The following is a 26,672-nucleotide window of genomic DNA, read 5'->3' as shown; positions in this document are numbered from 1 at the left end:
CAGACACGCCGACGCCGCAGGATCCCCCACCAACAAGGGCTCCACGCTCAACGGTGAATAGCCATCAATCCTCGCTGAGCAGCACCAAGCGCCGCGAGAGCGAGGAATCCGGTGCCGTGGTCGATGCCCATATGAGCTTCTCCCGGTCCCAATACCTCTCCCCCGAGCAGCTGCACCAACGCCTCAGCGAACTCAACGGCGTCCTAGAGGTCCGTTCCCTGGACACCGACCACGACTAAATGGGCCCCGCGCCAGGCTGATGCCGGCACGGGGCCCATTCAAAGGGGGGTGGTTGTGGAACTTACTCCATCTCGGCCAGCTCCACGTTGCTGATCTCGATCTCCTGGGTGGTCTCACCTTCGGTAACCAGCTCAAGGACCCGGGCCTTGGTGGCTGCCTGCAGATCAGAGAGCGCGGACTCAATGTAGCCCACCTCCTGCTGCGGTCCGGACACCCGAGCGCTGATGATCTCGGTGCGCTGCTTGACCTTGGCCTCAGCCTTGGCCCGGCGCAGACCGGTCAGCGCCTCGGAGACAGCATCCAGCACAGCCGCCGAACCGGCGACGGCGTCCAGGTCCTGGGCCTTGGGCCAGCTGGCTGCATGCACTGAATCCTGCCGCCACCAGCGCCAGACCTCATCAGTGGCGAAGGGCAGCACCGGTGCGAACAGTCGCAGCAGCGTATCCAGGGTGGTGGCCAGGGTCGCCCGCACCGAGGCCTGGGCCTGCTCTCCCTGAGATCCATAGGCGCGGTCCTTGACCAGTTCCACGTAGTCATCGGTGAAGGACCAGAAGAAGCTCTCCGTGATCTGCAGGGCCCGTGCGTAGTCGTAGTTCTCGAACTGTTCGGTGGCCTGGTCGACCACAGTGCGCAGCTTCGCCAGCAGCGCGCGGTCGATCGGCTCGGTGATCACCGCGGCGTCGTCGGCGTTTCCGACGATGTGCTGTTCGGTGACGCCCATCCCGAAGGCGAATTTGGAGGCGTTGAGCAGTTTGATGGCCAGTCGGCGGCCGATCTTCATCTGGCCGACCTCATAGGCGGTGTCGGCACCGAGTTTGGCCGAGGCCGCCCAGTAACGCACCGCATCTGAGCCGAACTGCTCCAGAGGCTCGGTGGGCACCACCACATTGCCCTTGGACTTCGACATCTTCTTCCGGTCCGGATCCAGGATCCAGCCGGAGATGGCGGTATTGGTCCACGGCACAGTGTCATGCAGGGAATTAGCCCGTACCACTGTCGAGAACAGCCAGGTGCGGATGATGTCATGGCCCTGCGGGCGCAGATCGAAGGGGAAGACCTTCTCGAACAGCTGCGGATCCCGCTCCCATTTGCCCGCGATCTGCGGGGTCAGCGAGGAGGTCGCCCAGGTGTCGAGCACATCGGGCTCGCCGATGAACCCACCGGGCACACCGCGCTGGGACTCCTCGAAACCGGGGGCCGGCTGACCGGCAGGATCCACCGGCAGCTGATCCTCCGACGGCAGGATCGGGTTGTCGTAATCGGGCTCGCCCTCATCGTTGAGCGGGTACCAGACCGGGATCGGCACACCGAAGAAGCGCTGGCGGGAGATCAGCCAGTCGCCGTTGAGGCCCTCCACCCAGTTCTCATAGCGCGAGCGCATGAAGCCGGGATGCCAGTCGATCTTGCGGCCGCGCTCGATCAGCTGATCCCGGCGCTCGGCGTCACGGCCGCCATTGCGGATGTACCACTGGCGGGAGGTGACCACCTCAAGGGGCTTATCGCCCTTCTCGTAGAAGTGCACCGCATGGGTGATCTTCTCCGGTTCAGCCCGCAGCAGCTCATGGGACTCCAGGAGCTGAACCACGGCCTCCTTGGCGGAGTGGACGGTCTTACCAGCCAGTTGCTCGTAGTTGGCCTGGCCTTCCTCCGTGGTGATCCATTCGGGGTTCTCCCGGGAGAAGCGACCATCGCGGCCGATCAGTGCCCGGGTGGGAAGCTGCAGTTCACGCCACCAGGTCACATCGGTCATATCGCCGAAAGTACAGATCATCGCGATACCCGAACCCTTTTCGGGATCGGCCAGCCGGTGAGCCTTGACCGGCACCTCCACGCCGAACAGCGGAGAGGTCACCGTCTTGTCGAAGAGGTGCTTATACCGCTCATCCTCGGGGTGGGCCACCAGGGCAACACAGGCCGGCAGCAGTTCCGGACGGGTGGTGGCGATGACGACTTCGGAGCCGTCCTCAGTGGTGAAGGGGTAGCGGTAGTAGGCCCCGGGGCGCTCCTTGGCCTCGAGTTCGGCCTGGGCCACCGCAGTGCGGAAGCTGACATCCCATAGGGTCGGGGCCTCAGCGGTGTAGGCGTTGCCGGAGGTGACATCGCGCAGGAAGGCCCGCTGGCTGGCGGCCCGGGAGTCGTCATCGATGGTCCGGTAGGTCTGACGCCAGTCCACGGAGAGCCCCAGGGTGGTGAAGAGGTCCTCGAAGACCTTCTCGTCCTCCACGGTGAGCTTCTCGCAGAGTTCGATGAAGTTCTGTCGGGAGATCACATCCCAGTCCCGCTGGTTCTTCGCCGGTTTCTCCGGCGGGGTGTAGTCAGGATCGTAGGGGCGGGAGGGATCGCAGCGAACCCCGTAATAGTTCTGCACCCGGCGCTCGGTGGGAAGCCCATTGTCATCCCAGCCCAGGGGGTAGAAGACTTTCTTGCCCCGCATCCGCTTGAAACGGGCGACGACGTCGGTCTGGGTGTAGGAGAACATATGGCCGACGTGCAGTGACCCCGAGGCGGTCGGCGGCGGGGTGTCGATGGAGTACACCTCATCGCGGGTGGCGTCCTCGTCGAAATGGTAGATCCGCTCGGCCTGCCATGCCTCATTGAGTTTGGCTTCCAGGCCCTCCAGTGCGGGCTTCTCGGGAACTTCCGGGGTCTTGTATGCGGGCGTGTCTGTGCCCTTTATGTCATCGGCCATACCTCCCATTGTGGCACGTACTAGTGTTGAAACATGATTGCTGAATCACAGGTTTCTGATGCAAGCACCCGCAGCGCTCTGGTCACCGGGGCCTCCTCCGGAATCGGGGCCGCCACCGCGCTTCGTCTGACCGCCGAGGGTTGGCGGGTCTTCGCAGTGGCCCGCCGGGCGGAGAAGCTCGAGCATCTGGCCGAGCAGGAGGGCATCATCCCGATCGTCTGCGACGTCACCGATGCCGATCAGGTCGCCGCCGCAGTCCAAGAAGTCACCGAGGCCGGCGGGATCGACACCCTGATCAACAACGCCGGAGGCGCTCTGGGCGTGGACCCGGTGGCATCTGGAAAAGTCGATGACTGGCGCTGGATGTACGAGGTCAATGTCCTGGGCACGCTCAATGTCACCCAGGCCTTTCTGCCCATGCTGCGCGCCCACGGTGAGGGAACCATCCTGAACCTGACCTCCACCGCCGGACTGGTCTCCTATGAAGGCGGAGCAGGCTACAACGCAGCGAAATTCGGCCAGCACGGGCTCACCGGTGCACTGCGGCTGGAAGAGGCCGAGCATAACGTGCGGGTCATCGAGGTTCTGCCCGGAATGGTCAAAACCGAGGAGTTCTCCGCCAAACGGCTCCGCGGGGATGCCTCAGCAGCCGAGAAGGTCTACGCCGGTGTCGATAAGCCCCTGGTGGCCGAGGACATCGCCGAGGTCATCACCCATGCGGTGACCCTGCCTCACCACGTGAACCTCGATCAGATCGTGATCCGACCGGTGGCCCAGGCAGCCCAGCACAAGGTCATCCGCAAGGGCTGAAACGCTACTAGTCCACCTGGGGACGCTCAGTGCGGGTGCGCTTGAGCTCGAAGAAGTAGGGGTAGCCGGCCAGGGCGACGGCGCCGTCAAAGATCTTGCCGGCCTCCTCACCGGTGGGCACCCGGGTGACCACCGGACCGAAGAACGCGGTGTCGCCGAAGGACACGATGGGTGTGCCCACATCCTGGCCCACCTTGGAGATGCCCTCATGGTGTGAGGCCCGCATGACCTCATCATGCTTATCGGTCTTGGCCTCCTCCACCAGTGCCTCATCCAGTCCGATGGCGGCCAGGGCGGTCCGGGATGCTGCCTCGAAGTCGCGCTGCCCCTTGGCGTGGATCTCGGTGCCGATGGCGGTGTAGAAATCGCCGATCTTCTCCGGGGCGCTCTGGGCGACGATGGTGGAGGTCCGGGCCGGAATCCACCGGGCCAGGATGTCCTCGTCCTCGGTGGGTGCGGGGTTGCCCTTCTCATTGAGCACCCCGAGGCTCATCACATGCCACTGAACCTCAACATCGCGAACCTTCTCGACCTCCAGCATCCAGCGGGAGGTGACATAGGCGAAGGGGCAGATGGGATCGAACCAGAAATCAACGCGCTCAGCCATGGGGTGGTTCCTTTCATTCGGTTGAGGTTCCGACCGTGACAACCACCGGCCGGTCCTGCTCATTCCTTCGGTCGTTGACACCGGAACAGTTCAGACGCTCGCCGGAGGTGGGACATCCAGTCCCAGCAGGGCGTTCTCGGTGACCTCCATCAGGGCGGGGTGGATCCAGTACTGTCCTCGTGCAACGGTCTGCGCATCCTGGCCGAAGCTCATGGCATGAACCACCGGTTGGATGAGGTTGGATGCCTGGTACCCCATGGCGTGGGCGCCCAGGAGTTGGCCATTGCGCTTATCGGCGATGACTTTGAAGACCCCGTAGGTGTCCTCCATCGCCCAGCCATAGGCGGTGTCGCCGTAGCGCTGGGTCTTAGTGGTCACATTCTCTGAGCCGATGCTCGCTGCGGCCTGATGCTCAGTCATCCCCACCTGCGCGATCTCAGGGTGGGAGAACACTGCGGAGGGGATCGGAAGATTCTGGATCGGCTGCAGCTGCTGGGGGTTCTCCAGATTATGGGCAACCACCCGGGCCTCGTAGTTGGCGACGTGTTTGAGCATCGGCTCGGAGCTGATGTCACCGAGGGCATAGAGCCCTTCAACGGGGGTCCCGCCGCTAAGTACCCGCTGGTACTCATCGACGACGATCCGGCCATCAGGGTGCAGGTCGAGTCCGGCCTCCTCGGCGCCAACGAGGTCACTGTTGGGCCGGCGGCCGATGGCCACCAGCACGATGTCGACCTCACATTCCTCGGCCCGGCCATCGGAGGTCACCAGGTGGGCGGTGACCTTCTCGCCGCTGGGTTCGACTGCCCCGAGGGTGCGCTCATAGCGCACGGTCCAGTTCGTCTGCGCCTCGGCGGAGTAGGCGGCTGAGATCTCGTGGTCGAGCTGGTTCATCAGCCCTTCGCTGCGGTTGATCTGGATGACCTCGGAGCCGAGTCCGGAGAAGATACCGGCGAATTCGCAGGCGATATAGCCACCGCCGACTATCAGGATGCGCTGCGGCAGGGTCTCCAGCCGCATGACAGTCTCAGAGGTGTGCACCTGGGGTAGTTCAATGCCGGGGACCTCAGGCAGTTCCGGGCGGGAGCCGGCGGCGATGACCAACTGTTCGGCCTCGATGTCCTGACCGGATTCAGTGCGGAAGGACTTCGGTGAGGTCAAGGTGACCTTCTCTGAGATGAGGTCGACGTTCTCCAGCTCTTGGCGGTATTCCTTCCCGCGCTCGGAGATCGCATCCACCCGGGCGAAGACCCGGTCGCGGATGGCCGGCCAGTCGGCTGCCAGGGTCTGCTGGGTGACGCCGACGCGTGCGGCTTCCTCTGGGATGCGGGCCAGTGCAGAGGGGCGGACGAACATTTTGGTGGGGATGCACCCCACGTTGAGGCAGGTTCCGCCGAAGGCTCCGGTGGCGTCGATCCCTTTATCCGCCAGGGCAACGCGTTTATTATCCCAATGAGGTGTGATCAGGGAGTTTCCGGATCCGGAGCCGATGATTGCGAGGTCATATGAGGCCATAGTGCCAGCATACGTTTCGCCGGGCTCAGGCGCCCAGTAAGAACGCGATGAGCACTGTGGTGGGGATGGCGGTGAAGGTGGTCAGCAGGATGGTGTTGCGGGCGAGGTCCTCCCCCGCCTCATACCGGGTGGCGGTGACCAGCACATTCTGTCCGCTGGGCAGGGCTGCCATGAGCACCGCGCCGATGAGCTGGCTGCCCTCGAGCCCGAAGACGAAGACCGCCAAGAGGTAGGCCAACGCGGGGTGGATGGCCAGTTTGATGATTGATGCCGCCGCAATATCCTTCCAGTCCTCGGCACTGGCCCGCAGGAACCCCTGTCCCACCAGGGAGAGCCCGAAGGAGAGCAGGGTCATCGGAATCGCTGCTCCGGCCATCAGGGTCACAGACTCATCCAGCACCAGCGGCAGCGACCAGCCCTGCCAGGCGAAGAGCATCCCCAGCAGGGAACCGACCACAATCGGATTGAAGGCCACTTTGAGATAGCGCAGCGCCTCTGAACCCCGGCGCCCAGGCCGGGAGGCCCGACGACGACGCCGGCTGACCAGCACTTCAATGCAGATCACACCGCCAGGGATCAGAAAACCCAACTGGAAGAGCACCACGGGGACGACCAGGGAGGCGTCGTCGAGCACGTAGACCAGCAGCGGCAGTCCGAGGTTGACCGAGTTGGAGAAGCTGGCCACCAGTCCCCCGACCATCCGCTCCTCGGCCGGGCGCCGGGAGAAGATCGCTCCGAAGAGCAGGTAGAGCAGGAAGGCTCCGATTGCCCCGGCGGCGGCGATGACGAAATGTGGCCCCAGTGCCGACTCCAGATCGGAGTCGGCGACTGTGACGAACAGCAGACAGGGTGAGGCCACAAAGAACACGGTCTTTGAGAGCACCACCCGTGCGGAGCGGTCGATGACCCGGGACTTCCCGAGGGCATAGCCGACGACGATGATCGTCCAGATCACCACGAAGCCGGTCAGGACCGCTGCCACAGGCTCAGACCTGCTTGGTCGGTTTGATCTCTACCGAACGCTCCAAGTTGGTCATTTCGTAGTTCTTCTCCTGGACTGCCCGCTTCGGCGGGAACAGCAGCGATCCGATCACACAGATCGCGAAGTTCAGCAGCAGGCCGTAGGTTCCGCCGTGGATACCCAGGATAGTGCTGTTTCCGGTCAAGGTCATTGCACCAGCCACGGTGGCGCCGACGAGCATACCGATGAACACCGGCCAGGCCGCCAGGCGTTTCCAGTAGAGCCCCAGCACAAAGGCAGGTGCCACCTGGACCAGGATCTCGAACTTCAGCACGAAGATCTGGTAGAGGGTGCCCGGTGGGTTCCAGGCCACCCAGAGCAGCACGGCGACCATGATCAGTCCCACGATCTTGCCCACGCGCACCTTGCGCTGGTCATCGGCCTTGGGGTTGATGTATTTGCCGTAGATGTCGTGGGAGACCATCGAGGAGAAGCTCAGCAGCACCGAGTCTGCGGTGGAGACGATGGCTCCGACCACCGCGCCGAAGAGGATCACCATTGCCCAGTAGAAGAACGGGTTGAGCCCGGCCACATCATTGGCCAGCATGCCCACCAGTTCCTCGGAGGCGGAGACATCCAGTCCCGGGTAGAGGTCGATGCAGATGATGCCGACGATGAAGACGAACCCTGAGGTGATGAACGGCATCCAGGCCATCCGGCCCATGGACCGTTTCAGGATTCGTTCGGAGCGGGAGGAGTAGACCCGCTGGATGGCATGGGGGTACATCGCTGCACCGAAGCCGACCAGGACAAGCATGGAGACCCAGTTGATCGAGGTCAGGGTGTCTGGGACTCCGATCCGGTCTGGGTGGTCCTGGGCCATGGACTGCATGAGGTCGGGGACATTTGCCCCGCTGAGCACGAAGGCACCGGTGATCATGATCACGATGCCGACCATCAGGATGATGCCTTGGAGCATGTCGGTGATGGCCACCGCGCGCATCCCGCCGAGCCATTCATAGGTCAGCATGACCACGATGAAGCCCAGCACTGCCCAGTGGTATGGGATGGTCCCGGCGGTCAGCCCGGAGACGGCGTGGCCGATGGCCACCAGCTGCTCCAAGAGGTAGTTGGCCAGGCCCCAGAGCATCAGGATGATGGCGAGGATGGTCACTGATCTGGACTGGAAGCGTTTGGTGATCCAGTCGGTGGGGGTCACGAAGTTCTCCCGCTTGCCCACTGCATACAGTCGGGGGGCGAACAGGAGGTAGACACCGATGATCAGGGTGAAGAAGGGGATGGACTGCAGCCAGGAGAACCCTTCTCGGTAGGCCTGTGGGGCGTAGCCGACCACAGTGTTGCCCGAGTATTGAGTGGCGTAGAGGGTGAAGAACAGGGTGATGATGCCCAGGTTCCGGCTGGCCAGGTAGTAGTCGGAGACGCTTTTGCCCAGGGCTTTGCCGCGTCCGGACATATAGCCGATGAGGATCATCGCTGCCGCGTAGAGGCAGAGGATAATGATGGCGTCGGCGCCGGCGAAGCTCAGCTGCTCGTCCATAGTTTCGTCATCCATGGCGAGGATGAGCTGACTCATAGTCGCTGTTGCGCTCATCGGCCTGCCTCCTCTGCTTTGCGCCGGCGTTCTTCGGCGAAGGCGGCCTCTTCCTCATCTTCGAGGATGTCCCATTGGCTGCGTGCTACCCAGTGCAGGAAGGCGCTGAGCAGGACGGAGAGGAACAGGACCAGAAGCACCCATGCGGGAATGCCGAAGATATAGGGCTCGATCATTCCTTCTGGGAGGTACCAGGGCGCGTTGAACACCACTAGTGCAGCCAGTACCCACCAGATCCAGGCCTTCTGTACGGGCTCTTTCATCCTTTTCTTGCCCGGAGCTTCGTCCACTCATTCCTCCTCGGATCGTGCGAGCGCTCACCTGCGGCTGCGAACTTGCAGTTTTTGGCACACGTCGGACCTGTGAGCCAGTTCACAGGGTAATAGCCGCATAGGTAGGATCTCGCGGGATCCCGGGCATTTCTCAAATTGTGAGACAGTGAATATTTATTAACTGTGCTCCTAGATCTGTTGGGTCTTCAGCTGATCGGCGATGTATTCAGCCTGCCGGATAGCCAGGGCCACGATGGTCAGAGTGGGGTTGGCGGCAGCCCCAGTGGTGAAGACGGATCCATCGGAGATGAACAGATTCGGCACGTCATGGGTTCGGCCCCATTTGTCGACGACGCCGTCTTCCGGACGTTCGCTCATCCGCGCAGTGCCCAGGTTATGGGTGGAGGGATAGGGCGCTGTGCGGTGCGTGCCCTGCGCCCCGACCGCTTGGTAGACCTTCTCCCCTGCTGCATAGGCATGCTCTCGCATAGCAATGTCATTGGGGTGGTCGTCATAATGAACATTGGGCACAGGCAGCCCGTTCTCATCCTTGGCGTTGGTGTTGAGGGTGACCCGGTTGGTCTCCTGGGGCATATCCTCGCCTACGATCCACATGCCGGCACTGTTGGTATATGAATCCAGCAGGCTGGTGAAGTCTGGGCCCCACGCCCCCGGTTCGACGAAGGCCGCCATGAAGGCCGGGCCCAGGGAAATGGTCTCCATGTAGTAGCCACCTGCGAACCCTCGGTCGGGATCATGGGTAGATTCATCGGAGATCACCCCGGCCATTGTCTCGCCGCGGTACATCCGCACAGGTTTGTCGAAGTACCCCCAGACTGTGCCAGTGAGGTGACGCATGTAGTTTCGGCCCACTTGCCCAGAGGAGTTGGCGAGCCCATCGGGGAACCGGGGCGTGCCCGAAAGCAGCAGCAGCCGAGGCGTCTCGATGGAGTTGCCGGCCAGGCAGACCAGCTTAGCGGCCTGGCGGTGCAGGTTACCGTCCTTGTCCAGGTACAGCACCGCATCGGCTCGCCCTTCGGCATCGTGGGTGACCTGCACCGCCTGTGAGCGGGGACGAAGATCCAGCAGCCCAGTCTTCTCCGCCCGGGGCATCTCCCGGACCAGGATGGACCATTTTGACTTGTTCTTATCTCCTTGGAAGTTGAACCCGTCCTGAATGGAGGCCGGGCGCCCGTCATATTCCTCGGCATTGGTGGCATAGGGGCCGGTGGCGTAGAACTTATAGCCGACTTTCTCCGCTCCGTTGGCGAAGACTTTGTAGTTGTTATTCGCCGGCAGCGGTGGCCGTCCGTGCACATGGGTGGAGCCCATGGCCTTCTCTGCGCGGTCGTAATAGGGTGCGAGGTCTTCGATGCCGATGGGCCAGTCGAGCAGATTCGCGCCCTCGACCCGGCCGTAGACGCTGCGGGTCTTGAACTCGTGCGCCTTGAACCGCGGGGTGGCCCCGGACCAGTGTGTGGTGGTTCCACCGACTGCCTTTACCAGCCAGGCCGGCAGGTTTGGGAAGTCGCGGGCGATCCTCCAGGACCCAGAGGTGGTCCTGGGGTCCAGCCAGGCCATCTGGTTGAAGGATTCCCATTCGTTGTTCACGTAGTCGTCATGGGCCAGATAAGGCCCGGCTTCCAGAACGACGACAGGGATTCCTTTGCTGGTGAGTTCATGGGCGAGTGTGCCGCCACCGGCTCCCGAGCCGATGATGACGATTGCTTCCTCGTCTTGGTCGATGCTGCATCCGGTCACGCTGGCGGTCATCACTTCTTCACCTCTTCCATATCCGAGCTGGTGGCACCGGGCTGGTTTGTGGAGTCCTCTCCCCCGCCGGATTCCACTGCCGGGCTCGGAACATCCAGCGCACCGGGGGCAATCTCGGGGAGCTGCTCACCCTCGGGATAGTCGATACGGGGATCGGGCAGCCAGTCGAGGTCATTGAAACCGCGGTTGATATACCCGCCCTGGTCAAAGGAAGCTCCCTCGTAGCCGAGTGCAGCCCAGACTTCGTCATCGTCGTAAAGGTTCAGCACCGTCGTGCGGCGGACGAATCCGAAGAATTCAGTTCCTTCCACTCGGCGCAGCACTCGGAGTGCAGCCTCGTCGTCGAGGTCTTGGAAATCCCCGCCAGCCAGTTGGTTCAGGGAGAGCAGTCCTTGGGTCAGGGCCACTCGGAACCACGTCTCGTTCTGGGCCTCGGTGAGGATCTTGTCCGCGGTGCGCTCATATGGCCCATCGGGGACACACTCATGGGGGAAGGCCACGCGGACGACTCGAATCAGTGTCTGACGAGCCTCCTCCGTCATCTCCATGGCGTTGAGCGAGGGGTATTTGGCGGGAAAAACCATGCTGCTTCCTAACTGCTGATCTCACGCACTGTGCCGGTTCCCTGAAGTTATGTGATCTGCAACACTTACCACCAGAGATGTTCTCGCCACATGAGAAACCAGAAGAGGAGCTGAGGCTTGTGTCCTCGATTGCAGTGATTCAGCGGACATTTTCGGTGCTGGAGGCCGTTGCTGCCTCGGGCAGCGCCAGCGCGAAAGAGGTGGCACATCGGCTGGAGATTCCCTTAGCCAGTGTCTATCGATTGCTGCAGGAACTGGTGGAGCACGGATATCTGGTGCACCTGAAGGAAGAGCGCCGCTTCGAACTGGGTCCGAAATGTTTTGATCTGGGCCTATCCTTCCGCCAGCGTTTGGTGGCTCCCTCAGCAATCCGCCAGGCCACCGATCAGGTGCATAAAAAACTGCAGGCGGCGGCTTATTTCGCTGTCTACCGGGGCTCGGATATCGTGCTCACTCACCTCTCGGACTGCCTGGCACACCCTCGGCTGCAGCCGCTGCGATTCGGCTTCCATGAGGCCGCCCATGCCACTGCCTTCGGCAAGATCCTGCTGGCAGGAATGCTTCCGGATCAGCGTTCTGCCTATCTTGGGGCCCGAGGGATGCCCATGCTGACTCCGAATACTGTGGTGGATCCTGTTCAGTTGGATACACACCTGCAGGAAGTAGCCACCTGTGGGATCGCTTGGGAGCATGAGGAATTCCTCCCTGAGAAGACCTGCGCGGCAGTTCCGGTCCGCAACGGCAGCGGAGTCCAGATCGGGTCGATCGCGGTGAGCCTTCCCACATCTGAGGCTGCAGGGCGCCAACGGCAGGTCGAGACGGTGCTGCGCGAATATGCTGGTCAGTGTTCCCGCTACCTGCGTTCCGGACACACGGTAGCGGTGGCCTGAATCGTTCATTCTCGCCGGATGAGAAGCCCCGTAGAGTGGCAGTGTCCTCATCAGCAAGACTGGATGGTGCAGCCCCCAACTCTCCAACCGCATGGAAAGGACCCAGAACATGATTTTGATTGTGGTGAAGTTCAATGTGAAGCCAGAGCTGGCCGATCAGTGGCCCGAGATCACCCGGGAGTTCACCGAGGCCACCCGGGCTGAACCCAAGAACAAGTGGTTCGAGTGGTCCCGCAGCGTGGAGAACCCCAACGAGTACGTGCTCGTCGAGGCCTTCGACGACGACGGCGCCGAGCCCCATGTGAACTCCGATCACTTCAAGAAGGCCACCTCTGCTGATGGCCCGATGGCTCAGGCCCTGGTCTCGACTCCGAAGATCATCTCCCGCCAGATCGAGGGTGATGATTGGGAAGAGATGGGCGAGATGAAGATCTCCTGATTTCAGCTGAGGATTAATCACCAGCGACGTGCCCTCACAGGTCATCCTGTGGGGGCCGTTTCCGTCATAGGATGGAGAGGTGCAAATTCTCAGCGTGTCCAGCTTGAAAGGCGGGGTCGGGAAGACCTCGGTCACCATGGGTCTGGCCTCCGCGGCTCTGAACAGCGGCGTCAAGACCTTGGTGATCGACCTGGACCCGCATGCCGATGCCACCACTGGCCTCAATGTGTCCCGAGGGGCAGGCCGGGAGGCTGGCCAGCTGTTGAAGGAAGCCCGCAAGGCGAATGTCGCTGAGCATGCGGTGCCCTCCGGCTGGCTGGATCTGTTGGATGATGAGCAGAAGAAAACTGCAACGCTCGACGTCGTCGTCGGCTCTGCACTCTCTGCTGCATTCGACCGCCCGGATATCCGGCCGCGGGATATGAAACGACTCAAGACTCTTCTGGAGGGCCTCAGCGGCTACGAGCTGGTGCTGGTGGACTGCCCGCCCTCCCTGTCCGGGCTGACACGTATCGCCTGGGCTGCCTCGCATCAGGTACTGCTGGTTGCCGAGCCGAGCCTCTTCTCCGTTGCCGGCACCGAGCGGACCATGCGTGCGATCCGGATGTTCTCCAATGAATTCGCCCCTCAGCTGACTCAGGCTGGTGTTGTGGTCAACCGCGCCCGTGCTGATTCTGCTGAGCATGAGTACCGTCTGCTGGAGATGGAGCGCCTCTACCAGGACAAGCTGATGCTTCCTGTACTGGAGGAAAACCCGCATTGGCAGCAGATTCAGGGCGCGGCATACCCGGTCCACCAGTGGCCTGGTGATCCGGTCAAGGATATGGCCAAGAGCTTCGATGAGCTGCTCAAGCAGCTGGTGCCGGCCAAGAAGCTGAAGAAATAGAAACCTAACCTGATCCCCCTGCCCCTCTGGGGCGGGGGTTTTTCAGTCTTAGGAGGCCTGCTGGCGGCGTGCCCGCATCTGGGCCAGTTCGTCCATCTCTGCGAATTCGGCGATCTCGGGCTGGCTGGACTCGGCCTTCTGACCGGTGGCCGGCTCGGTGCTTCGCTCCCGAGGAAGCTCTGCGAGGCTTCCTTCGACTTCGCGCCAGACACGACCCACGGCAATACCGAAGACGCCCTGCCCGCCCTGGACGAGGTCAATGACCTCATCATGGGAGGTGCACTCATAGACGGATGCGCCATCAGACATCAGCGTGATCTCGGCCAGGTCCTGCACACCACGTTCGCGGAGGTGTTCGATCGCACTGCGGATCTGCTGCAGGGAGACTCCTGTGTCCAGGAGCCGTTTGACGACTTTGAGCACCAGGATGTCGCGGAAAGAGTAAAGCCGGGCGGAGCCGGAGCCTGAGGCATTGCGCAGGGAGGGCTCCACGAGCTTTGTGCGCGCCCAGTAGTCGAGCTGTCGGTAGGTGATCCCCGCTGCCGAGCAGGCGGTGGGGCCGCGGTAGCCGAGCTCCTCGTTGAGGTCTGACATCCCGTCGGTGAACAGGGGCTCCTGAGCGGCTGTGCGCAGATGAGTACGCGGGGCCGAGTCGGCGCGTTGGTCCTTCACTCAGGTCACCTTTCCTGGGCGGTCATCGAGCAATTCTGCGCTCCAGTCTAGCGGCGTCGGCCGCTGCTGGTGTGGTAGGCCCGCTGCGCGTCGCATGTTCCGGGTGCCAATTGGGGGTTGGATCATGAACGGTCGAAGTCCTCCGGACCGGCATCGGAGAGGAATTTTTGGAACTCACGGATCTCATCCTCGGAGATCGGCCCCTTCTGCGTAACGGTAGCTGCCTCTGGACTGGCTCCCGGGGTCGATTCGGAGCGCCCCTCCCCCGCTGATTCGGTGGATCGATAGCGAGGAGTCACCGAGACTGCACGGAGAGTTTCGGCTTTCATAGTGACTTCGCAGTGGGCTCGCACTGCCACTGCGATGGCATCCGAGGCCCGGGCGTCAATCTGTTTGCCGTTGTTCAGATGAATGGTGCCGGCATAGGTGCTGGCATCTAGGAGCCGGACTTCTACGGCTTCTACTCCTTGACCCAGAGTTTCCAACACGCTGGTGAGCAGATCATGGGTCATCGGCCGGGGCGGGACTTCCCCCTGAAGCGCCCTGGCGACTGCTGCGGCCTCTGCTGGTCCTACCACCACGGCCACATGGAGACCTTCGGTTTCAGCATCCACGCCGCGGAGAATGAGCACAGGCTGGTTGCTGGGCAGTTCGACTCTGACGCCGACTACCTCGAGTGGAACCTGCGCATCGTCCATGCCACCAGTGTATGCCCCGGGCGGCAATGCTGCCTATGCAAGGTTTTACCGCTTGTCGATCTTTTCGACCGCGGAGTCCATGATGGATGCCCGCAGATCCTTCAGGCACTGGAGCATCTCTTTGGAAGATTCTGCGACCCGGGCGCGGGCTGCGGCGTCCTTGCGTGCAGCATGCGGGGCCATCGCCCGGGCGATGAGATCGAGTTCGGCATCAGCCGAGCGACGCAGTGTTGCCAGGTGCTTCGGTTCCAGTCCATAGCGGGCCAGAACGCGCACAGCTTTAACCGCTTTGAGATCGTGGTGGCTGTAATTGCCTTGGGCATCGGCAGAGATGATGCGGAACTTCTCGAGCGTGTCGAGCATCCCGCGGGTGGCCCCTGAGAGCGCTCGAAGCTCCTTGCGGCTCATCGGCCGGCTTCGTCCGGTGATCTGGGCGGCGAGCTCATTGGTCACCTCCCGGGGACCCACTGGTGCTGACTCCGGCAGCGACTCAGGCTTCTCTCCGGCGTCAATGGCGTCCATGGTCTGTTTGATGACATCCAGCGGCATGTACCGGTCACGCTGGAGAGCCAGGATGAAGCGGAGCCGCTCGACATCGGCCGCAGAGTATTTGCGGTAGCCCGACTGGGTACGGGCGGGTTTGACGAGGTCGCGCTCTTCGAGGAACCGCAGCTTGGAGGCCGAGAGATCCGGGAATTCGTTCTGAAGTTCACGCAGAACTTCAGAGATCGTGAAGACATGGGAATTGGCGGAACTGGCTGATGAGTTGTCACCCTCTTTGGGCTGACGGGCTGGTGTTGCACTCACGGGCGCATCCTCTTTCAGGTTTCAGGGGAAGGAAAGAAGTCAGCCCCAGGATAGCGTGCTGGGTCCGGACGTGCGGTGATTTGGCCTTCGGCGGTGTTATTTGCTACCGGTGTAGAAGGTCAGCCGGAATTTGCCGATCTGCAGTTCGTCCCCGGTGTTGAGCATCAGCTTGTCCACCCGGTCATGGTTGACATAGGTGCCATTGAGGCTGCCGAGGTCCACCAGTTCGAAGCTGTCCTCACCGGCCCGGTTGATCGTGACATGCCGGCGGGAGACGGTGACATCGTCGAGGAAGATATCTGCCTCGGGGTGTCGGCCCACTGTGGTGTGGTCCTTGTCGATCAGGAAGCGGGCTCCCTGATTGGCTCCGGTATGGGCAATCAGCAGAGCGGAGTTCTTCGGCAGTGCACTGATAGCGGCAGTGTCCTGCTCCGAGAGAATTGTCTCGTTGGGGCCGGTCTGCGCCGGGGGCAGGGCAATGGAGGTAGTCTCCTCAGCACTCTCGGGCGCGGGATCATTGTCCTGGTCGTTTTGCTGCGACATCACTGCCTCCTCTCGGCACATAGGCCTACGGTCATAGGATAACAACCCTATAACAAAACCTGGCTTTCAGCCCACCTGTTTGGTGTAATCCTCTGCACTGAGCAGTGCGTCGAGCCCGGAGTCCTCGGCCAGTTTGACCTCAAAGAGCCAGCCCGCGCCGTAGGGATCGGAGTTGATCGTCTGAGGCTCATCGTCCAGGGCCTCGTTGACCTTGACGATCTCACCGGAGACCGGGGCGTAGATATCAGAGACAGATTTGGTCGACTCCACCTCACCGACGACATCGCCGGCGGAGACTGTAGCGCCCACCTCGGGGTGCTCTACGTAGACCACTTCGCCGAGCGCGTCCTGAGCGAAATCGGTGATACCGATGCGCACCACGGAGTCACTGTCTGCGGTGGCGATCCATTCGTGCTCGGCGCTGTACTTCAGCTCGGCGGGAACGTTGCTCATGCTACGGGCTCCTCGTGTCTCTACGCAGAAGAAATTATTACCGCAAGCCAACTTAGCATCCGTAGGCCCCCGATGTGGTCTTCTAACCCAGCATTCCTTCGCGAATCGCCCGTAGAACCGCATTTGTGCGGTCCCTGGCGCCGAGTTTCACCAGGATTGTTGAGATGTGGTTCTTCACCGTGCCCTCGGCGAGGTGAACCAGTTCGGCGATCTGTCGATTGGAGTAACCCTCGGCAACCAGCCGGAGCACCTCGGTTTCGCGTTCGCTGAGGGGTTCCACCGCAGCTCCGGCTGCTCCCGCCGGTGGCGGAGCAGTTTTGATGGCTCTGACCAACCGGTCTGTGATCGATGGGGCGATCAAGGTTCCTCCAGCTGCGAGCGCGTGAACCGCCTCGGCAAGCTGTTCGACTGTGACATCTTTGAGGAGGTACCCCCTGGCCCCGGCCCTGAGTGCATCGAGGACGAGGGTGTCGTCGTCGAAAGTTGTCAGCACCAGCACCGGAATCTCGATCTCTGCTTCCTGCGCCTGTTTCAGGAACCACAGCCCGTCATACCGGGGCATCCGCAGGTCAAGGAGGACGACCTCGGGTCTGGTTTCTGGCTCTGAGAGCTGTTTGAGCACTTCAAGAGCTTCGGCGCCGTCGCCGGCTTCAGCTGCCACGGTGATCCCGCCCAGTTCCAAGAGGGTCCGAATGCCGTGGCGTACCAGGGTCTGGTCGTCGACGACCATCACCCGTACTGTCGGCTGCTGCTCTTGGCTCATGCCCGCTCCCCCACCGGCAGCTTCACTTCGACGGTGAATATGGGATGACTGGTGACTTTCAACTCTCCACCCAGCAGTTCTACGCGTTCGCGAAGGCCGGTCAGCCCATGGCCGAGGGTGATGGATTTCGGTGCCAACCCGTCATTAGTGCCGGTGAGGACGGCGGCCTCCTCCTGGCGGTTCAGGGTCAGCGAAACCTCCTGGGCCTCGGAGTGTTTGACTGCATTGGTGATGATCTCCTGGGCGGCTCTGACCAGCGCTGCTGCCTGTTGCTCATCCACGGTGACCTCGGGGTCGACCTCAATGTGGATCTCCAGGGAGGGCACAGCCGCACCGAGTCGCTCGAGGCTTGCCTGAATGTCGCCGGGGTCAGATTCGCGCAGCTCTCCCACAGTTGTGCGCACATCGGCCAACAGTCCTTTGGCCACTGCCGCGGCCCGTTCCACATGGGGCTCGGCCTGATCGCCCTTGACCCGGTGCTTAGCCGCTTCCAGCTCGAGATTGAGCACGGTGAGCTGATGGCCCACCGCATCATGTAACTCCCGGGAGATTCGCAGCCGCTCAGCCGTGGCCGCAGAGTTCTCCAGCAGCACTCCGGCTGCCTCCAGTTCGAGGTTCTTCTCCTCCAACTCAGCCCGCAGCAGCGACTCCCGGTACAGGGCGTAGGTGCTCAGAACCCCGGCGATATGGATGATCGTGTAGAAGACCACCCAGACGCTCGTATCCGCCAGCGGGGCACCGTGGACCAGGAAAATGCTCAGCACCACGGCCATATTCAAGGCGACCACTACCCAAGCAGCCCATAACGGCACGACGTAACTGCCTACTGCAGCGATGACCACCAGCAGTACCACCATCATGCCGAAGTTCTGTGGTGGGAGGCTGGCGATCAAGACCCAGGAGGAGGCCACTGAGGTCCAGTAGGCAGCCAAGGCCCACGGGCGGGGCCTGCTGGAGTCTCCGGCGATCAGGAGGCCGCCCACGCTGACCACCAGCAGGGTAAGCCACACAGGCCCCGGGATAAGGGTCTCAGTGCCGGCGAAGAAGAGCACGGCTCCCAATCCCAGGCAGAGGACCAGGATCGCAACGCCTGCATACTGCTCGGCGAACCGGCGTTGTCCGATTCCCTTCTGCTTCCCCGCTGGTGGGGCTTGGTGCTGCTCCATAGATGTTCAGCCTACTGAAGGTCCCGCGACTGCAGGGGTGCCGAAAGTCATGGCCGAGGTGATGACCGCAGGCAGGGGTGCGCGCCCGCCTTAGCCGGAAAGCTAAATGACATGACAGAACAGTTAGAACAGAACACGCCTCTGGCCATCGATGCCCAGCATCTGGTCAAGCGGTATAAGCATAAAACAGCAGTCGACGGAATCAGCCTGCAGATCGGCCGAGGTGAGACTTTCGGCATCCTGGGCACCAATGGCGCTGGTAAGACCACTACAGTCGAGATGATCGCCGGACTTCGCCAACCCTCAGAGGGATCAGTGCGGATCCTAGGCCTTGATCCTTTCACCGACCGGGCCAAGGTCCGGCAGATTCTGGGGGTGCAGCTGCAGCAGGCCTACCTGCATGGTTCTCTGACCGTGCGGGAACTGGTGAATCTCTACCGCAGTTTCTACCCCAACCCCCTGGAGACCGATCGCGCCCTGTCCATGGTGCAGCTGACCGATAAGGCCAGAACAAAATTTGACAATCTCTCCGGCGGCCAGATGCAGCGGCTGTCCATTGCGTTGGCCCTTATCGGCCAACCCAGGGTGGTGATTCTCGATGAACTCACTACCGGGCTGGACCCCAAAGCCCGGCGGCGGGTGTGGTCAACTATTGAGTCGCTCAGTGACCAGACCGTGATCCTGGTCAGTCACGCCATGGATGAGGTCGAACGGCTCTGCAACCGGGTCGCACTGATCGACGAGGGTCGGGTCATTGCTCAGGGCAGTCCGCATCAGCTCAAGGAACAGACTCAGTCGGCGACTCTGGAGGATGCTTTCGTCGCGCTGACCGGCAAAGACGTTCACGACGACGAAGAGGAGGACGCCTAATCATGTCCGCTGTAACAGTTAAAGTCCGTAAACCCGGTCTCAAGGCCTGGCTCCGGCTGATTCAGGCTGAGGCCAAGATGGTGATCCGGGACTATGCCGGCCTCATTGTTCCCCTCGGTCTGCCGCTGCTGATTCTGGTGATGCAGGGAATATCTATCGATGAGATGGACCAGGAGCTGGCAGAAGGCGTTACGGTTTTCTCCTATTACGCACTGCCGGTGGTGATTTCCATGGTGGTGGCCACCATTGCTGTGATCAATATGCCCAGTTTCCTGGCCACCTACCGCAAGACGAAACTTCTGCGGCGACTGGCTGTTACCCCAGCCTCTCCAGCCATGGTACTGATTGCCCAGATGGTGGTCAGTTTCATCCAGGTCATTCTGGGCATTGGTCTGGCTTTCGCGGTGGCTCTGCTCTTCTTTGGCGCTGACCTGCCGCTGTCTTTATGGGTTGCACTTGCTGTGCTGCTGGCTACCTGCGCAGCGATGTACGGGCTAGGCATGATCGTGGCTTCAGTTGCCCCCACGCCGAACTCTTCGGTAGCCATCGGGCTGGTCGCGTTCTTCGGCATCGCCGCCCTGGGCGGCATGTTCGGTCCAGCCGACAATCTTCCGGATACATTGCAGACTATTGGCGCCTGGCTGCCGTTCGGCGCTGCGGTGGAGGCTTTCCAAGCCGCGTGGGTCGGCGAGACAGTGGAGGCGCAGAACTGGGTGGTGCTCGGCGGCTCAGCGGTTGTGGGCGCAGGAGTAGCTGCTGTCCTCTTCCGCTGGGAGTAGAGGAGGGGCAAGGCTGCCAGCCCGCCCTCAGCCTAGTCTCGGCTCGCCTGGCGTTCGCGGTCGCGTTTGCGATCCTCGGCCGCCAGGCGGGTCAGCTCTGCACCGGCTTCTGCGTCTCGGGTGAGGTTCTCACCAGTGGCGGGGTCGAAGAGGTGGATCCGTCGAGTCTCTACCCATAGGTCGATAGTGTCGCCACCGCGGACCCGGGACATCGCATCCAATGCGACGACCAGCTGTGTGCGCAGGTCATCGGAGTCCATATCCTCGGCCAGCCGCTGCAGGGTCTCGACCACTCGGGGGTCGTTCTCGTAGCCGATGTAGCCGTACTGCTCGTTACCCAACCATTCGACATGCGAGAGCTCGGCGCTGATGACCGATCCGTGACCGCGCCGGCGCTCCTCCACCTGAGAGGCCTCCTCGAAAAACTCAGGCCGGATTCCGGCCAGCACGATCTCTTTGTCCTTGCCGGCAGCTGCCAGATGCTCAGGCAGTTCGATCTCACCCAGCGGGGTGCTCAGGCAGGGGTTTCCAGCACTGTTGGTCTCCACAGTCCCGGGCAGGAAGTTCATCGAGGGTGCACCGATGAATCCTGCCACGAAGAGATTCGCCGGCTGCTCATAGAGCTCCCGGGGTGAGGCGATCTGCTGCAGCACGCCCTTCTTCAGCACCGCCACCCGGTCACCGAGGGTCATCGCCTCGGTCTGATCATGGGTGACATAGACGCTGGTGGTGTTGAGGCTGCGCTGCAGCCGGGAGATCTCGGCGCGCATCTGACCACGGAGTTTGGCATCGAGGTTGGACAGCGGCTCGTCGAAGAGGAACGCATTGGCGTCTCGCACGATCGCCCGACCCATGGCCACACGCTGACGCTGACCACCGGAGAGGTTGCCTGGTTTCCGCTCGAGATGCTCGGTCAGTTCCAGCAACTTCGCTGCCTGGTTGACCTTCTCCTTGACCTCATCCTCGCTGAACTGGCCCTTGGCCAGACGCATCGGGAAGGCGATGTTCTCGAAGACCGTCAGATGCGGGTAGAGGGCGTAGTTCTGGAAGACCATGGCGAGGTTGCGGTCCCGGGGTGCTTTCTCGTTGACCCGTTCCCCGCCGATGAGCAGTTCACCGTCGGTGATGTCCTCAAGCCCCACGATCATCCGCAACAGGGTGGACTTACCGCAGCCGGAGGGCCCGACGAGGATGACGAATTCGCCGTCGTCGATATCGATGGAAACGTCATTGACCGCTGGGTAGCCGTCTCCGTACTTCTTGACGATGTTCTTCAGCGTGATGGACGCCATGAGGATCTCCTTCTCTACCCGAGGATGAAGTCTGCCATTGTTTCCTAGCCCTTGACCGCGCCCTGGGTCAGGCCGGAGACGATCTGACGCTGGAAGAGCAGCACCAGCAGCACTACCGGAATGGTCACCACGATCGCCGCAGCTGAGATGGCGCCGGTGGGTTCTTCGAACTGACTGGCGCCGGTGAAGAACGCCAAAGCCGCCGGAACTGGACGCGCTGCTTCGGTGGAGGTCAGCGAAATGCCGTAGACGAAGTCATTCCAGGCGATGAAGAAGGCGATGATCGCGGTGGTGAACACTCCAGGGGCCGCCAGCGGCACGATCGCTTTGCGGAAGGCCTGCCACTGGGTGGCTCCGTCGACCTGGGCCGCCTGCTCCAGCTCCCAAGGGATCTGCCGGAAGAACGCCGAGAGCGTCCAGATCGAGATCGGCAGCGTCAGGGACAGGTACGGGATGATCAGACCCAGCCAGGTGTCGTAGAGACCGATGGTGCGCCAGAGATTGAACAGCGGGGTGACCACCGAGATGACCGGGAAGATAGAGACGGCCAGCGCAGTGCCGAGAACGAACCGTTTGCCGGGGAAGTCCATTCGGGCGATCGCGTAGGCACACAGGGTCGCCAGCACCACGGCGATGAATGTAGCGATCAGTGTGATGCCGATGGAATTTCGCAGCGCAGTCAGGAAGAGCTCCTGGGCGCCTCCGACGAAAATTTCCTGGTAGTTGCCCCAGGTCCAATTGGAGGGCCAAAACGTGGGGTTGCCCAGGTCCGCTTGGGTCTTGAAGCTGTTGGCGAAGATCGCTGCGACGGGGAAGAGCGCATAGACCAGAATTACGACTGACACCGCAGCCCAGCCAAGTTTCTGCCGGCCGGTCAGGCCGCTGGAGCCAGCCATCAGCTCTGCCCTTCCTTCCTAGTAGCCTTCTTCTTTTTCCCGCCGCCGGATGCATCGGTGCCGGAGGCCAGGTCCACCTTGAAGAGCTTGATGGCGACAAAGACCATCAGCAGCACCGAGATGAACAGCACCACCGACACCGCCGAGCCCAGGCCGATCTCCAGCCGCGAGATGGACTGGCGGTAGGCCAGCAGTGCAAGCACTTCGGTGTTGGCATCGCCGCCGGTCATGATGAACACGTTGTCGAAGATGCGGAAGGCATCCAGCGCGCGGAAGAGCAGCGCCACCATGATGGCGGCCTTCATATTGGGGATGATCACTCGGCTGTACTGCTGCCAGCGGGTCGCACCGTCAACCCTGGCGGCCTCGACCAGCTCGTCGGGCACCTGAGCGAGTCCGGCCAGCAGCAGCAGTGCGATGAACGGTGTGGTCTTCCAGATTTCGGAGGCCATGATCACCGTGATCGCAGTCCAGAAGTTCGCGAACCAGTCCAGGTCACTGTCAATCCCCGGGACCCAGCTGAACCATTGGTTCACAAACCCGGAGTTGATATGGAACATGTAGTACCAGGCGAAGGCGGAGACCACGGTGATGATGCCGTAGGGCACCAGGATCGAGGTGCGCAGCAGCCCGCGCAGCGACTTCAGAGCTTTGTGCATCACAATGGCTAACCCGAAGCCCAAGACCAGCTCAACCGCGACGGTGATGACGGTGATCAGCAGTGTGACTCCGAAGATGCGCCAGAACGTACCGTCGGTGAAGAGCAGCAGATAATTGTCTAGGAAGATGAAGGAGCGTTCATCCGGAGCGGTCAGGCGGTAGGAGAAGAGCGAGTCGAAGATCGCCTGGGCGATCGGATAGGCGGTGACCGCCAGCATGACCACGAAGGCCGGACCGGCCAGCATCCATCCCAACCGCGCCTCGGCCTTCGCGCGGTCGGACTTCTTCGGACGGGCGGGCCTGCGGTCCCGGCGGCGGCGGTCCTCGGCGTTGGCGGGGTTTTCAGCAGTGGTGGTCACAGCAGGCGCTCCCCTCGCAGGACTTCCATGATGTACGAATCGGTCTGAGCCGGTGTGGTCTCTGGGTCGACGCCGGAGAGCGGGGTGAAGTTCTCTTGAACTGATTCGGAGATTTCGTTGTAGTAGGGCGTCTGCGGGCGCGGCGCGGAACTGTCCAGGGCCTCACGGATGGTGTCGGCCATGGGGAACTCGTCGACCACACGGTCATCGTCGAAAGCGGACTCCGATGACGGCGGGTTTCCGTTGGTGACGAAGTATTCGGCCTGATTCTCCGGGGTGACGATGCATTCTATGGCTTCATACGCCAAGTCGGGATAGTCAGATTCGGCCCCGACCGCCAGGTTGATCCCGCCCAGCGGCGCGGAGGCTTCTGTGCCTTCAGCCACTTGGGGATACAGTGCCCACCCGATGTCATCGGGCAGGTCAGCATCGACGGTTCCCTCTTCGGCTGCCGCGAGGGTGGCAGGCCAGATGAAGGGCCAATTGACCATGAAGGACCCGTTGTCGCCCTGGAACAACAGCATGGCCTGGTTCTCGTCCATCGATGCGATGCCGGGGCCGGCCAGGCCTTCCTCTCCGATGCGGGACAGAATCTCCGCTGACGCTTCGCCAGCCTGCGAGTCGAAATTCGTTTCGAGGTCCTCAGCGTCTGCTGAAGGGTCAACCAGCACCGGCTCATCCTGGGATTCCATCAGTGCATTGACCCAGACGGTCATGGATTCTGCACGAATTCCCTGGATTCCGAGATACTTGTCCTGTTCGGCAGCGACGTCCATGATCTCCTCCCAGGTCACCGGCTGATCCATATCGAGTCCGGCTTCCTCGGCCACGGATTCCCGGTACCAGAGGATCTGCGTATTGGCCCAGAAGGGCACAGTGACCAATTCGTCATCCCACATGGCTCCTGCCAGGGCGCCTTCCAAGGTGTCCGCGGTGGTGCGCTCGGCGACATCATCGGGGACTGGTGCGAGGAATCCTGGTTCGGAGAGTTCCGGGATGAAGGGCGGGTCCAGGCTCATGATGTCCAGGGAGGAGTCTCCAGCTGCCAGCCGGCGGGCCAGCTGTTCCCGCTGGTCCGGGGCATCATTGGGCAGCAGAGAGGTCTGAATCTGATAGGCCCCGTCAGCCTCTTCGGTGCACTGCTGCGCCAAAGCCGCCTGGCCGCCATCGTCTGGGTTGATGTACCAGGTGAGCACCGGGGTGTCATCATCCTGCCCGCAGCCGGTGAGCAGCAGCGCCGCTGCTGTAACGGCCGCGCCTGCCACACGCGCTTTCACCACCTTGCCTCCTCAATGCTGCGATGTGAATCACATATGTTGCTTGAGGTCTGTAATACTACATGGCGAAAGCGCTGTGGCGGTCCTCAGGCGGACTTCTTACGCAGCTTCTTCGCCTCTGCGCGGGTGGTCAGCAGCGGTTCGGCACCTTCACGGACCACGTCACCGGTGATGGTCACGATGGCGATGTCATCACGGCCAGGCAGGTCGAACATCACACCGTTGAGCACGCTCTCCAGGATGGAGCGCAGACCACGGGCACCGGTTCCCCGAGCCTGGGCCTGTTCGACCACAGCATCGACGGCGTCGTCTTCGAAGAAGAGCTCCACATCATCGAGGCTGAAGATCTTCTGGTACTGCTTCAGCAGCGCGTTCTTAGGCTTGGTGAGGATCTCCCGCAGGGCGTCGTCGTCGAGCTCCTCAACGGTGGCGACCACGGGCAGGCGTCCGATGAACTCGGGGATGAGTCCGAATTTGTGGAGGTCCTCAGGTTCGACATCGGCGTAGCTGGCCTCATTGCGGGTGATGCTGCTCAGTGGAGCACCGAAGCCGAGGCCCTTCTTACCGGCGCGGGATTCGATGATCTCCTCGAGTCCGGCGAAGGCACCGGCGACGATGAACAGCACATTGGAGGTATCGATCTGGATGAACTCCTGCTGCGGGTGCTTGCGCCCGCCCTGGGGTGCCACCGATGCGGTAGTGCCCTCCAGGATCTTCAGCAGGGCCTGCTGGACACCTTCACCGGAGACATCCCGAGTGATGGAGGGGTTCTCCGATTTCCGGGAGATCTTGTCGATCTCGTCGATGTAGACGATGCCCTGTTCGGCCTTCTTCACATCCCCATCGGCGGCCTGGATGAGTTTGAGCAGGATGTTCTCGACGTCTTCACCCACATAGCCGGCCTCAGTGAGACTGGTGGCATCGGCGACGATGAACGGCACCTGCAGCTTCCGGGCCAGAGACTGGGCGAGGTAGGTTTTACCCGAGCCGGTGGGACCGACCATGAGGATATTCGACTTGCCGATTTCGACGTCGTCGTAGGGGCCCTTCTCCAGGGAGGCGGTTTTGGCCGCCGAACCGGTGGCCTGGATCCGCTTGTAGTGGTTGTGCACCGCCACCGAGAGGGCGCGCTTGGCCTGATCCTGCCCGACGACGTATTCCTCGAGGTACTGGTAGATCTCCCGCGGGGTGGGCAGCTCTACCTCGGAGGTCTCCTGGACCTCGTTGAGATACTCGTCGATGATCTCGTTGCACAGCTCGATGCACTCGTCACAGATGTAGACACCTGGGCCGGCGATGAGCTTATAACGGACCTGCTTTTGACTCTTACCGCAGAAGGAACACTTCAGCAGGTCTGTGCTCTCACCAATACGGGCCATAGTCGGGCACCCCTCGTGCTGTGGAGATCTTTCTTTAGGACTTATCCAAGGCTACGCCACCCGGGGGACACGGCCAGGTACCAACTCACACCGGAAGCTTGCGGGAGGAGAGGACCTCGTCGACGAGGCCGTATTCCTTCGACTGCTCGGCGGAGAGGAACTTGTCCCGGTCGATGTCCTCGCTGACCTGGGAGGCGGACTTATCGGTGTGCTGGGCCAGCACCTCTTCCATCCAAGTACGGATCCGGCGGATCTCGTCTGCCTGAATGGCCAGATCGGTGGCAGTACCACGGGAGCCGCCCATTGCCGGCTGGTGGATCAGCACACGGGCGTTGGGCAGGGCGAAGCGCTTACCGGGTGTGCCGGCAGCCAGCAGGACCGCGGCTGCGGAGGCAGCCTGACCCAGGCAGACAGTCTGCACATGCGGGCGGATGTACTGCATGGTGTCGTAGATGGCGGTCATCGCGGTGAAGGAACCACCCGGGGAGTTGATGTAGAGGGTGATGTCCCGCTCGGAGTCCATGGACTCAAGCACCAGCAGCTGGGCCATGATGTCATCGGCGGAGGCGTCATCAACCTGGGAGCCCAGGAAGACGATCCGCTCCTCGAACAGCTTCGCGTAGGGGTCCTGACGCTTGAAGCCGTAGGGGGTGCGCTCCTCGAACTGGGGCAGGATGTAGCGGGACTCCACACCACCGGCGGCCGGGACGGCCTGCGGGGTCTTATTGAGGTCGAAGTTCATAAAAGCTCCTAAAGTCTGCTGAATCTAAGCCGTCGTCG

28 protein-coding genes are annotated in these 26,672 nt (G+C 62.0%); 7 read left to right on the top strand and 21 right to left on the bottom strand.

What is annotated here, in order from left to right:
* A partial coding sequence (locus HGQ17_RS11485; RefSeq protein WP_211090614.1) for a hypothetical protein occupies positions 1 to 239 on the top strand: 239 nt, incomplete at its 5' end.
* Positions 240 to 301: 62 nt separating this feature from the next.
* On the opposite strand, the gene valS is transcribed toward HGQ17_RS11485, so the two are convergent.
* On the bottom strand, positions 302 to 2,929 hold the full coding sequence (gene valS / locus HGQ17_RS11480) for a valine--tRNA ligase (RefSeq protein ID WP_168888078.1): 2,628 nt from the start codon (positions 2,927 to 2,929) through the stop codon (positions 302 to 304).
* 33 nt (positions 2,930 to 2,962) lie between these two features.
* Between valS and HGQ17_RS11475 the strand changes: the two genes are divergently transcribed.
* Positions 2,963 to 3,739 carry an SDR family oxidoreductase gene (locus tag HGQ17_RS11475; protein WP_168888077.1) on the top strand — a complete coding sequence of 259 codons (777 nt, stop codon included), beginning with the start codon at positions 2,963 to 2,965 and terminating at the stop codon, positions 3,737 to 3,739.
* Between the two features lie 7 nt (positions 3,740 to 3,746).
* On the opposite strand, the gene HGQ17_RS11470 is transcribed toward HGQ17_RS11475, so the two are convergent.
* The 7 genes from HGQ17_RS11470 to HGQ17_RS11440 form a co-directional block, all read right to left on the bottom strand.
* Entirely contained in the window at positions 3,747 to 4,346 is a 600-nt protein-coding gene (locus HGQ17_RS11470; RefSeq protein ID WP_168888076.1) for a mycothiol-dependent nitroreductase Rv2466c family protein, read from the bottom strand.
* Positions 4,347 to 4,436: 90 nt separating this feature from the next.
* Entirely contained in the window at positions 4,437 to 5,861 is a 1,425-nt protein-coding gene (locus HGQ17_RS11465) for a mycothione reductase (protein ID WP_168888075.1), read from the bottom strand.
* A 25-nt stretch (positions 5,862 to 5,886) separates the two neighbouring features.
* Positions 5,887 to 6,843, bottom strand: coding sequence for an AEC family transporter (locus HGQ17_RS11460; RefSeq protein ID WP_168888074.1), 957 nt, complete (start codon positions 6,841 to 6,843; stop codon positions 5,887 to 5,889).
* A 4-nt stretch (positions 6,844 to 6,847) separates the two neighbouring features.
* The gene (locus tag HGQ17_RS11455) at positions 6,848 to 8,434 is read right to left on the bottom strand and encodes a sodium:solute symporter family protein (RefSeq protein WP_211090613.1); all 1,587 of its coding nucleotides are present in this window, start codon (positions 8,432 to 8,434) and stop codon (positions 6,848 to 6,850) included.
* Positions 8,431 to 8,724: a hypothetical protein gene (locus tag HGQ17_RS11450; protein ID WP_168888073.1), complete on the bottom strand. Its 294-nt coding sequence runs from the start codon at positions 8,722 to 8,724 to the stop codon at positions 8,431 to 8,433. Before HGQ17_RS11450 ends, HGQ17_RS11455 begins: the two co-directional genes overlap by 4 nt.
* A 171-nt stretch (positions 8,725 to 8,895) precedes the next feature.
* Positions 8,896 to 10,479, bottom strand: a complete 1,584-nt coding sequence (locus HGQ17_RS11445; protein ID WP_168888072.1) for a GMC family oxidoreductase — start codon at positions 10,477 to 10,479, stop codon at positions 8,896 to 8,898.
* Complete coding sequence (locus tag HGQ17_RS11440) at positions 10,479 to 11,063, bottom strand: hypothetical protein (protein ID WP_168888071.1); 585 nt, start codon at positions 11,061 to 11,063, stop codon at positions 10,479 to 10,481. The genes HGQ17_RS11445 and HGQ17_RS11440 overlap by 1 nt, the downstream gene beginning before the upstream one ends.
* A 119-nt stretch (positions 11,064 to 11,182) precedes the next feature.
* Here HGQ17_RS11440 and HGQ17_RS11435 point away from each other — a divergent pair, with 119 nt between their 5' ends.
* From HGQ17_RS11435 to HGQ17_RS11425, 3 genes are all read left to right on the top strand, one after another.
* A complete protein-coding gene (locus tag HGQ17_RS11435; RefSeq protein ID WP_168888070.1) occupies positions 11,183 to 11,953 on the top strand; it encodes an IclR family transcriptional regulator in 771 nt (256 codons plus the stop codon).
* Between the two features lie 109 nt (positions 11,954 to 12,062).
* Positions 12,063 to 12,392 carry a putative quinol monooxygenase gene (locus tag HGQ17_RS11430; protein ID WP_168888069.1) on the top strand — a complete coding sequence of 110 codons (330 nt, stop codon included), beginning with the start codon at positions 12,063 to 12,065 and terminating at the stop codon, positions 12,390 to 12,392.
* A gap of 79 nt (positions 12,393 to 12,471) precedes the next feature.
* Positions 12,472 to 13,278 (top strand): ParA family protein, encoded by an 807-nt coding sequence (locus HGQ17_RS11425; RefSeq protein WP_168888068.1) that lies wholly within the window; start codon positions 12,472 to 12,474, stop codon positions 13,276 to 13,278.
* Between the two features lie 48 nt (positions 13,279 to 13,326).
* On the opposite strand, the gene HGQ17_RS11420 is transcribed toward HGQ17_RS11425, so the two are convergent.
* The 7 genes from HGQ17_RS11420 to HGQ17_RS11390 all read right to left on the bottom strand — a co-directional run bounded on the left by HGQ17_RS11420 (position 13,327) and on the right by HGQ17_RS11390 (position 18,380).
* The gene (locus HGQ17_RS11420) at positions 13,327 to 13,950 is read right to left on the bottom strand and encodes a MerR family transcriptional regulator (RefSeq protein WP_324615268.1); all 624 of its coding nucleotides are present in this window, start codon (positions 13,948 to 13,950) and stop codon (positions 13,327 to 13,329) included.
* 122 nt (positions 13,951 to 14,072) lie between these two features.
* Positions 14,073 to 14,648 (bottom strand): bifunctional nuclease family protein, encoded by a 576-nt coding sequence (locus HGQ17_RS11415; RefSeq protein WP_168888067.1) that lies wholly within the window; start codon positions 14,646 to 14,648, stop codon positions 14,073 to 14,075.
* Between the two features lie 45 nt (positions 14,649 to 14,693).
* Positions 14,694 to 15,455, bottom strand: coding sequence for a transcriptional regulator FtsR (gene ftsR / locus HGQ17_RS11410; protein ID WP_168888066.1), 762 nt, complete (start codon positions 15,453 to 15,455; stop codon positions 14,694 to 14,696).
* A gap of 96 nt (positions 15,456 to 15,551) precedes the next feature.
* Positions 15,552 to 15,998 (bottom strand): FHA domain-containing protein, encoded by a 447-nt coding sequence (locus HGQ17_RS11405; protein WP_168888065.1) that lies wholly within the window; start codon positions 15,996 to 15,998, stop codon positions 15,552 to 15,554.
* A 66-nt stretch (positions 15,999 to 16,064) separates the two neighbouring features.
* Entirely contained in the window at positions 16,065 to 16,451 is a 387-nt protein-coding gene (gene gcvH, locus HGQ17_RS11400) for a glycine cleavage system protein GcvH (RefSeq protein ID WP_168888064.1), read from the bottom strand.
* 82 nt (positions 16,452 to 16,533) lie between these two features.
* Positions 16,534 to 17,214, bottom strand: coding sequence for a response regulator (locus HGQ17_RS11395; RefSeq protein ID WP_168888063.1), 681 nt, complete (start codon positions 17,212 to 17,214; stop codon positions 16,534 to 16,536).
* Positions 17,211 to 18,380: a sensor histidine kinase gene (locus HGQ17_RS11390; protein ID WP_168888062.1), complete on the bottom strand. Its 1,170-nt coding sequence runs from the start codon at positions 18,378 to 18,380 to the stop codon at positions 17,211 to 17,213. Before HGQ17_RS11390 ends, HGQ17_RS11395 begins: the two co-directional genes overlap by 4 nt.
* A 111-nt stretch (positions 18,381 to 18,491) precedes the next feature.
* On the opposite strand from HGQ17_RS11390, the gene HGQ17_RS11385 reads away from it, so the two are divergent.
* Positions 18,492 to 19,250: an ABC transporter ATP-binding protein gene (locus tag HGQ17_RS11385; protein WP_168888061.1), complete on the top strand. Its 759-nt coding sequence runs from the start codon at positions 18,492 to 18,494 to the stop codon at positions 19,248 to 19,250.
* 2 nt (positions 19,251 to 19,252) lie between these two features.
* Positions 19,253 to 20,029, top strand: a complete 777-nt coding sequence (locus tag HGQ17_RS11380) for an ABC transporter permease (RefSeq protein WP_168888060.1) — start codon at positions 19,253 to 19,255, stop codon at positions 20,027 to 20,029.
* 32 nt (positions 20,030 to 20,061) lie between these two features.
* Here the strand turns inward: HGQ17_RS11380 and HGQ17_RS11375 are convergent, their stop codons facing one another.
* The 6 genes from HGQ17_RS11375 to HGQ17_RS11350 form a co-directional block, all read right to left on the bottom strand.
* On the bottom strand, positions 20,062 to 21,321 hold the full coding sequence (locus tag HGQ17_RS11375) for an ABC transporter ATP-binding protein (protein WP_168888059.1): 1,260 nt from the start codon (positions 21,319 to 21,321) through the stop codon (positions 20,062 to 20,064).
* A 44-nt stretch (positions 21,322 to 21,365) separates the two neighbouring features.
* Complete coding sequence (locus HGQ17_RS11370; RefSeq protein ID WP_168888058.1) at positions 21,366 to 22,217, bottom strand: carbohydrate ABC transporter permease; 852 nt, start codon at positions 22,215 to 22,217, stop codon at positions 21,366 to 21,368.
* Positions 22,217 to 23,236, bottom strand: a complete 1,020-nt coding sequence (locus tag HGQ17_RS11365; RefSeq protein WP_168888057.1) for a carbohydrate ABC transporter permease — start codon at positions 23,234 to 23,236, stop codon at positions 22,217 to 22,219. The genes HGQ17_RS11370 and HGQ17_RS11365 overlap by 1 nt, the downstream gene beginning before the upstream one ends.
* Positions 23,233 to 24,513, bottom strand: coding sequence for an extracellular solute-binding protein (locus tag HGQ17_RS11360; protein WP_407670793.1), 1,281 nt, complete (start codon positions 24,511 to 24,513; stop codon positions 23,233 to 23,235). Before HGQ17_RS11360 ends, HGQ17_RS11365 begins: the two co-directional genes overlap by 4 nt.
* An 86-nt stretch (positions 24,514 to 24,599) precedes the next feature.
* Complete coding sequence (gene clpX / locus HGQ17_RS11355) at positions 24,600 to 25,892, bottom strand: ATP-dependent Clp protease ATP-binding subunit ClpX (RefSeq protein ID WP_168888055.1); 1,293 nt, start codon at positions 25,890 to 25,892, stop codon at positions 24,600 to 24,602.
* 85 nt (positions 25,893 to 25,977) lie between these two features.
* Entirely contained in the window at positions 25,978 to 26,634 is a 657-nt protein-coding gene (locus HGQ17_RS11350; protein ID WP_168888054.1) for an ATP-dependent Clp protease proteolytic subunit, read from the bottom strand.
* Positions 26,635 to 26,672 lie beyond the last annotated feature (38 nt).

Source organism: Nesterenkonia sedimenti (assembly GCF_012641515.1).
Lineage (GTDB): Bacteria > Actinomycetota > Actinomycetes > Actinomycetales > Micrococcaceae > Nesterenkonia > Nesterenkonia sedimenti.
The sequence above is the reverse complement of the archived record's forward strand: the minus strand, read 5'-3'. Positions and strand labels throughout refer to the sequence as shown.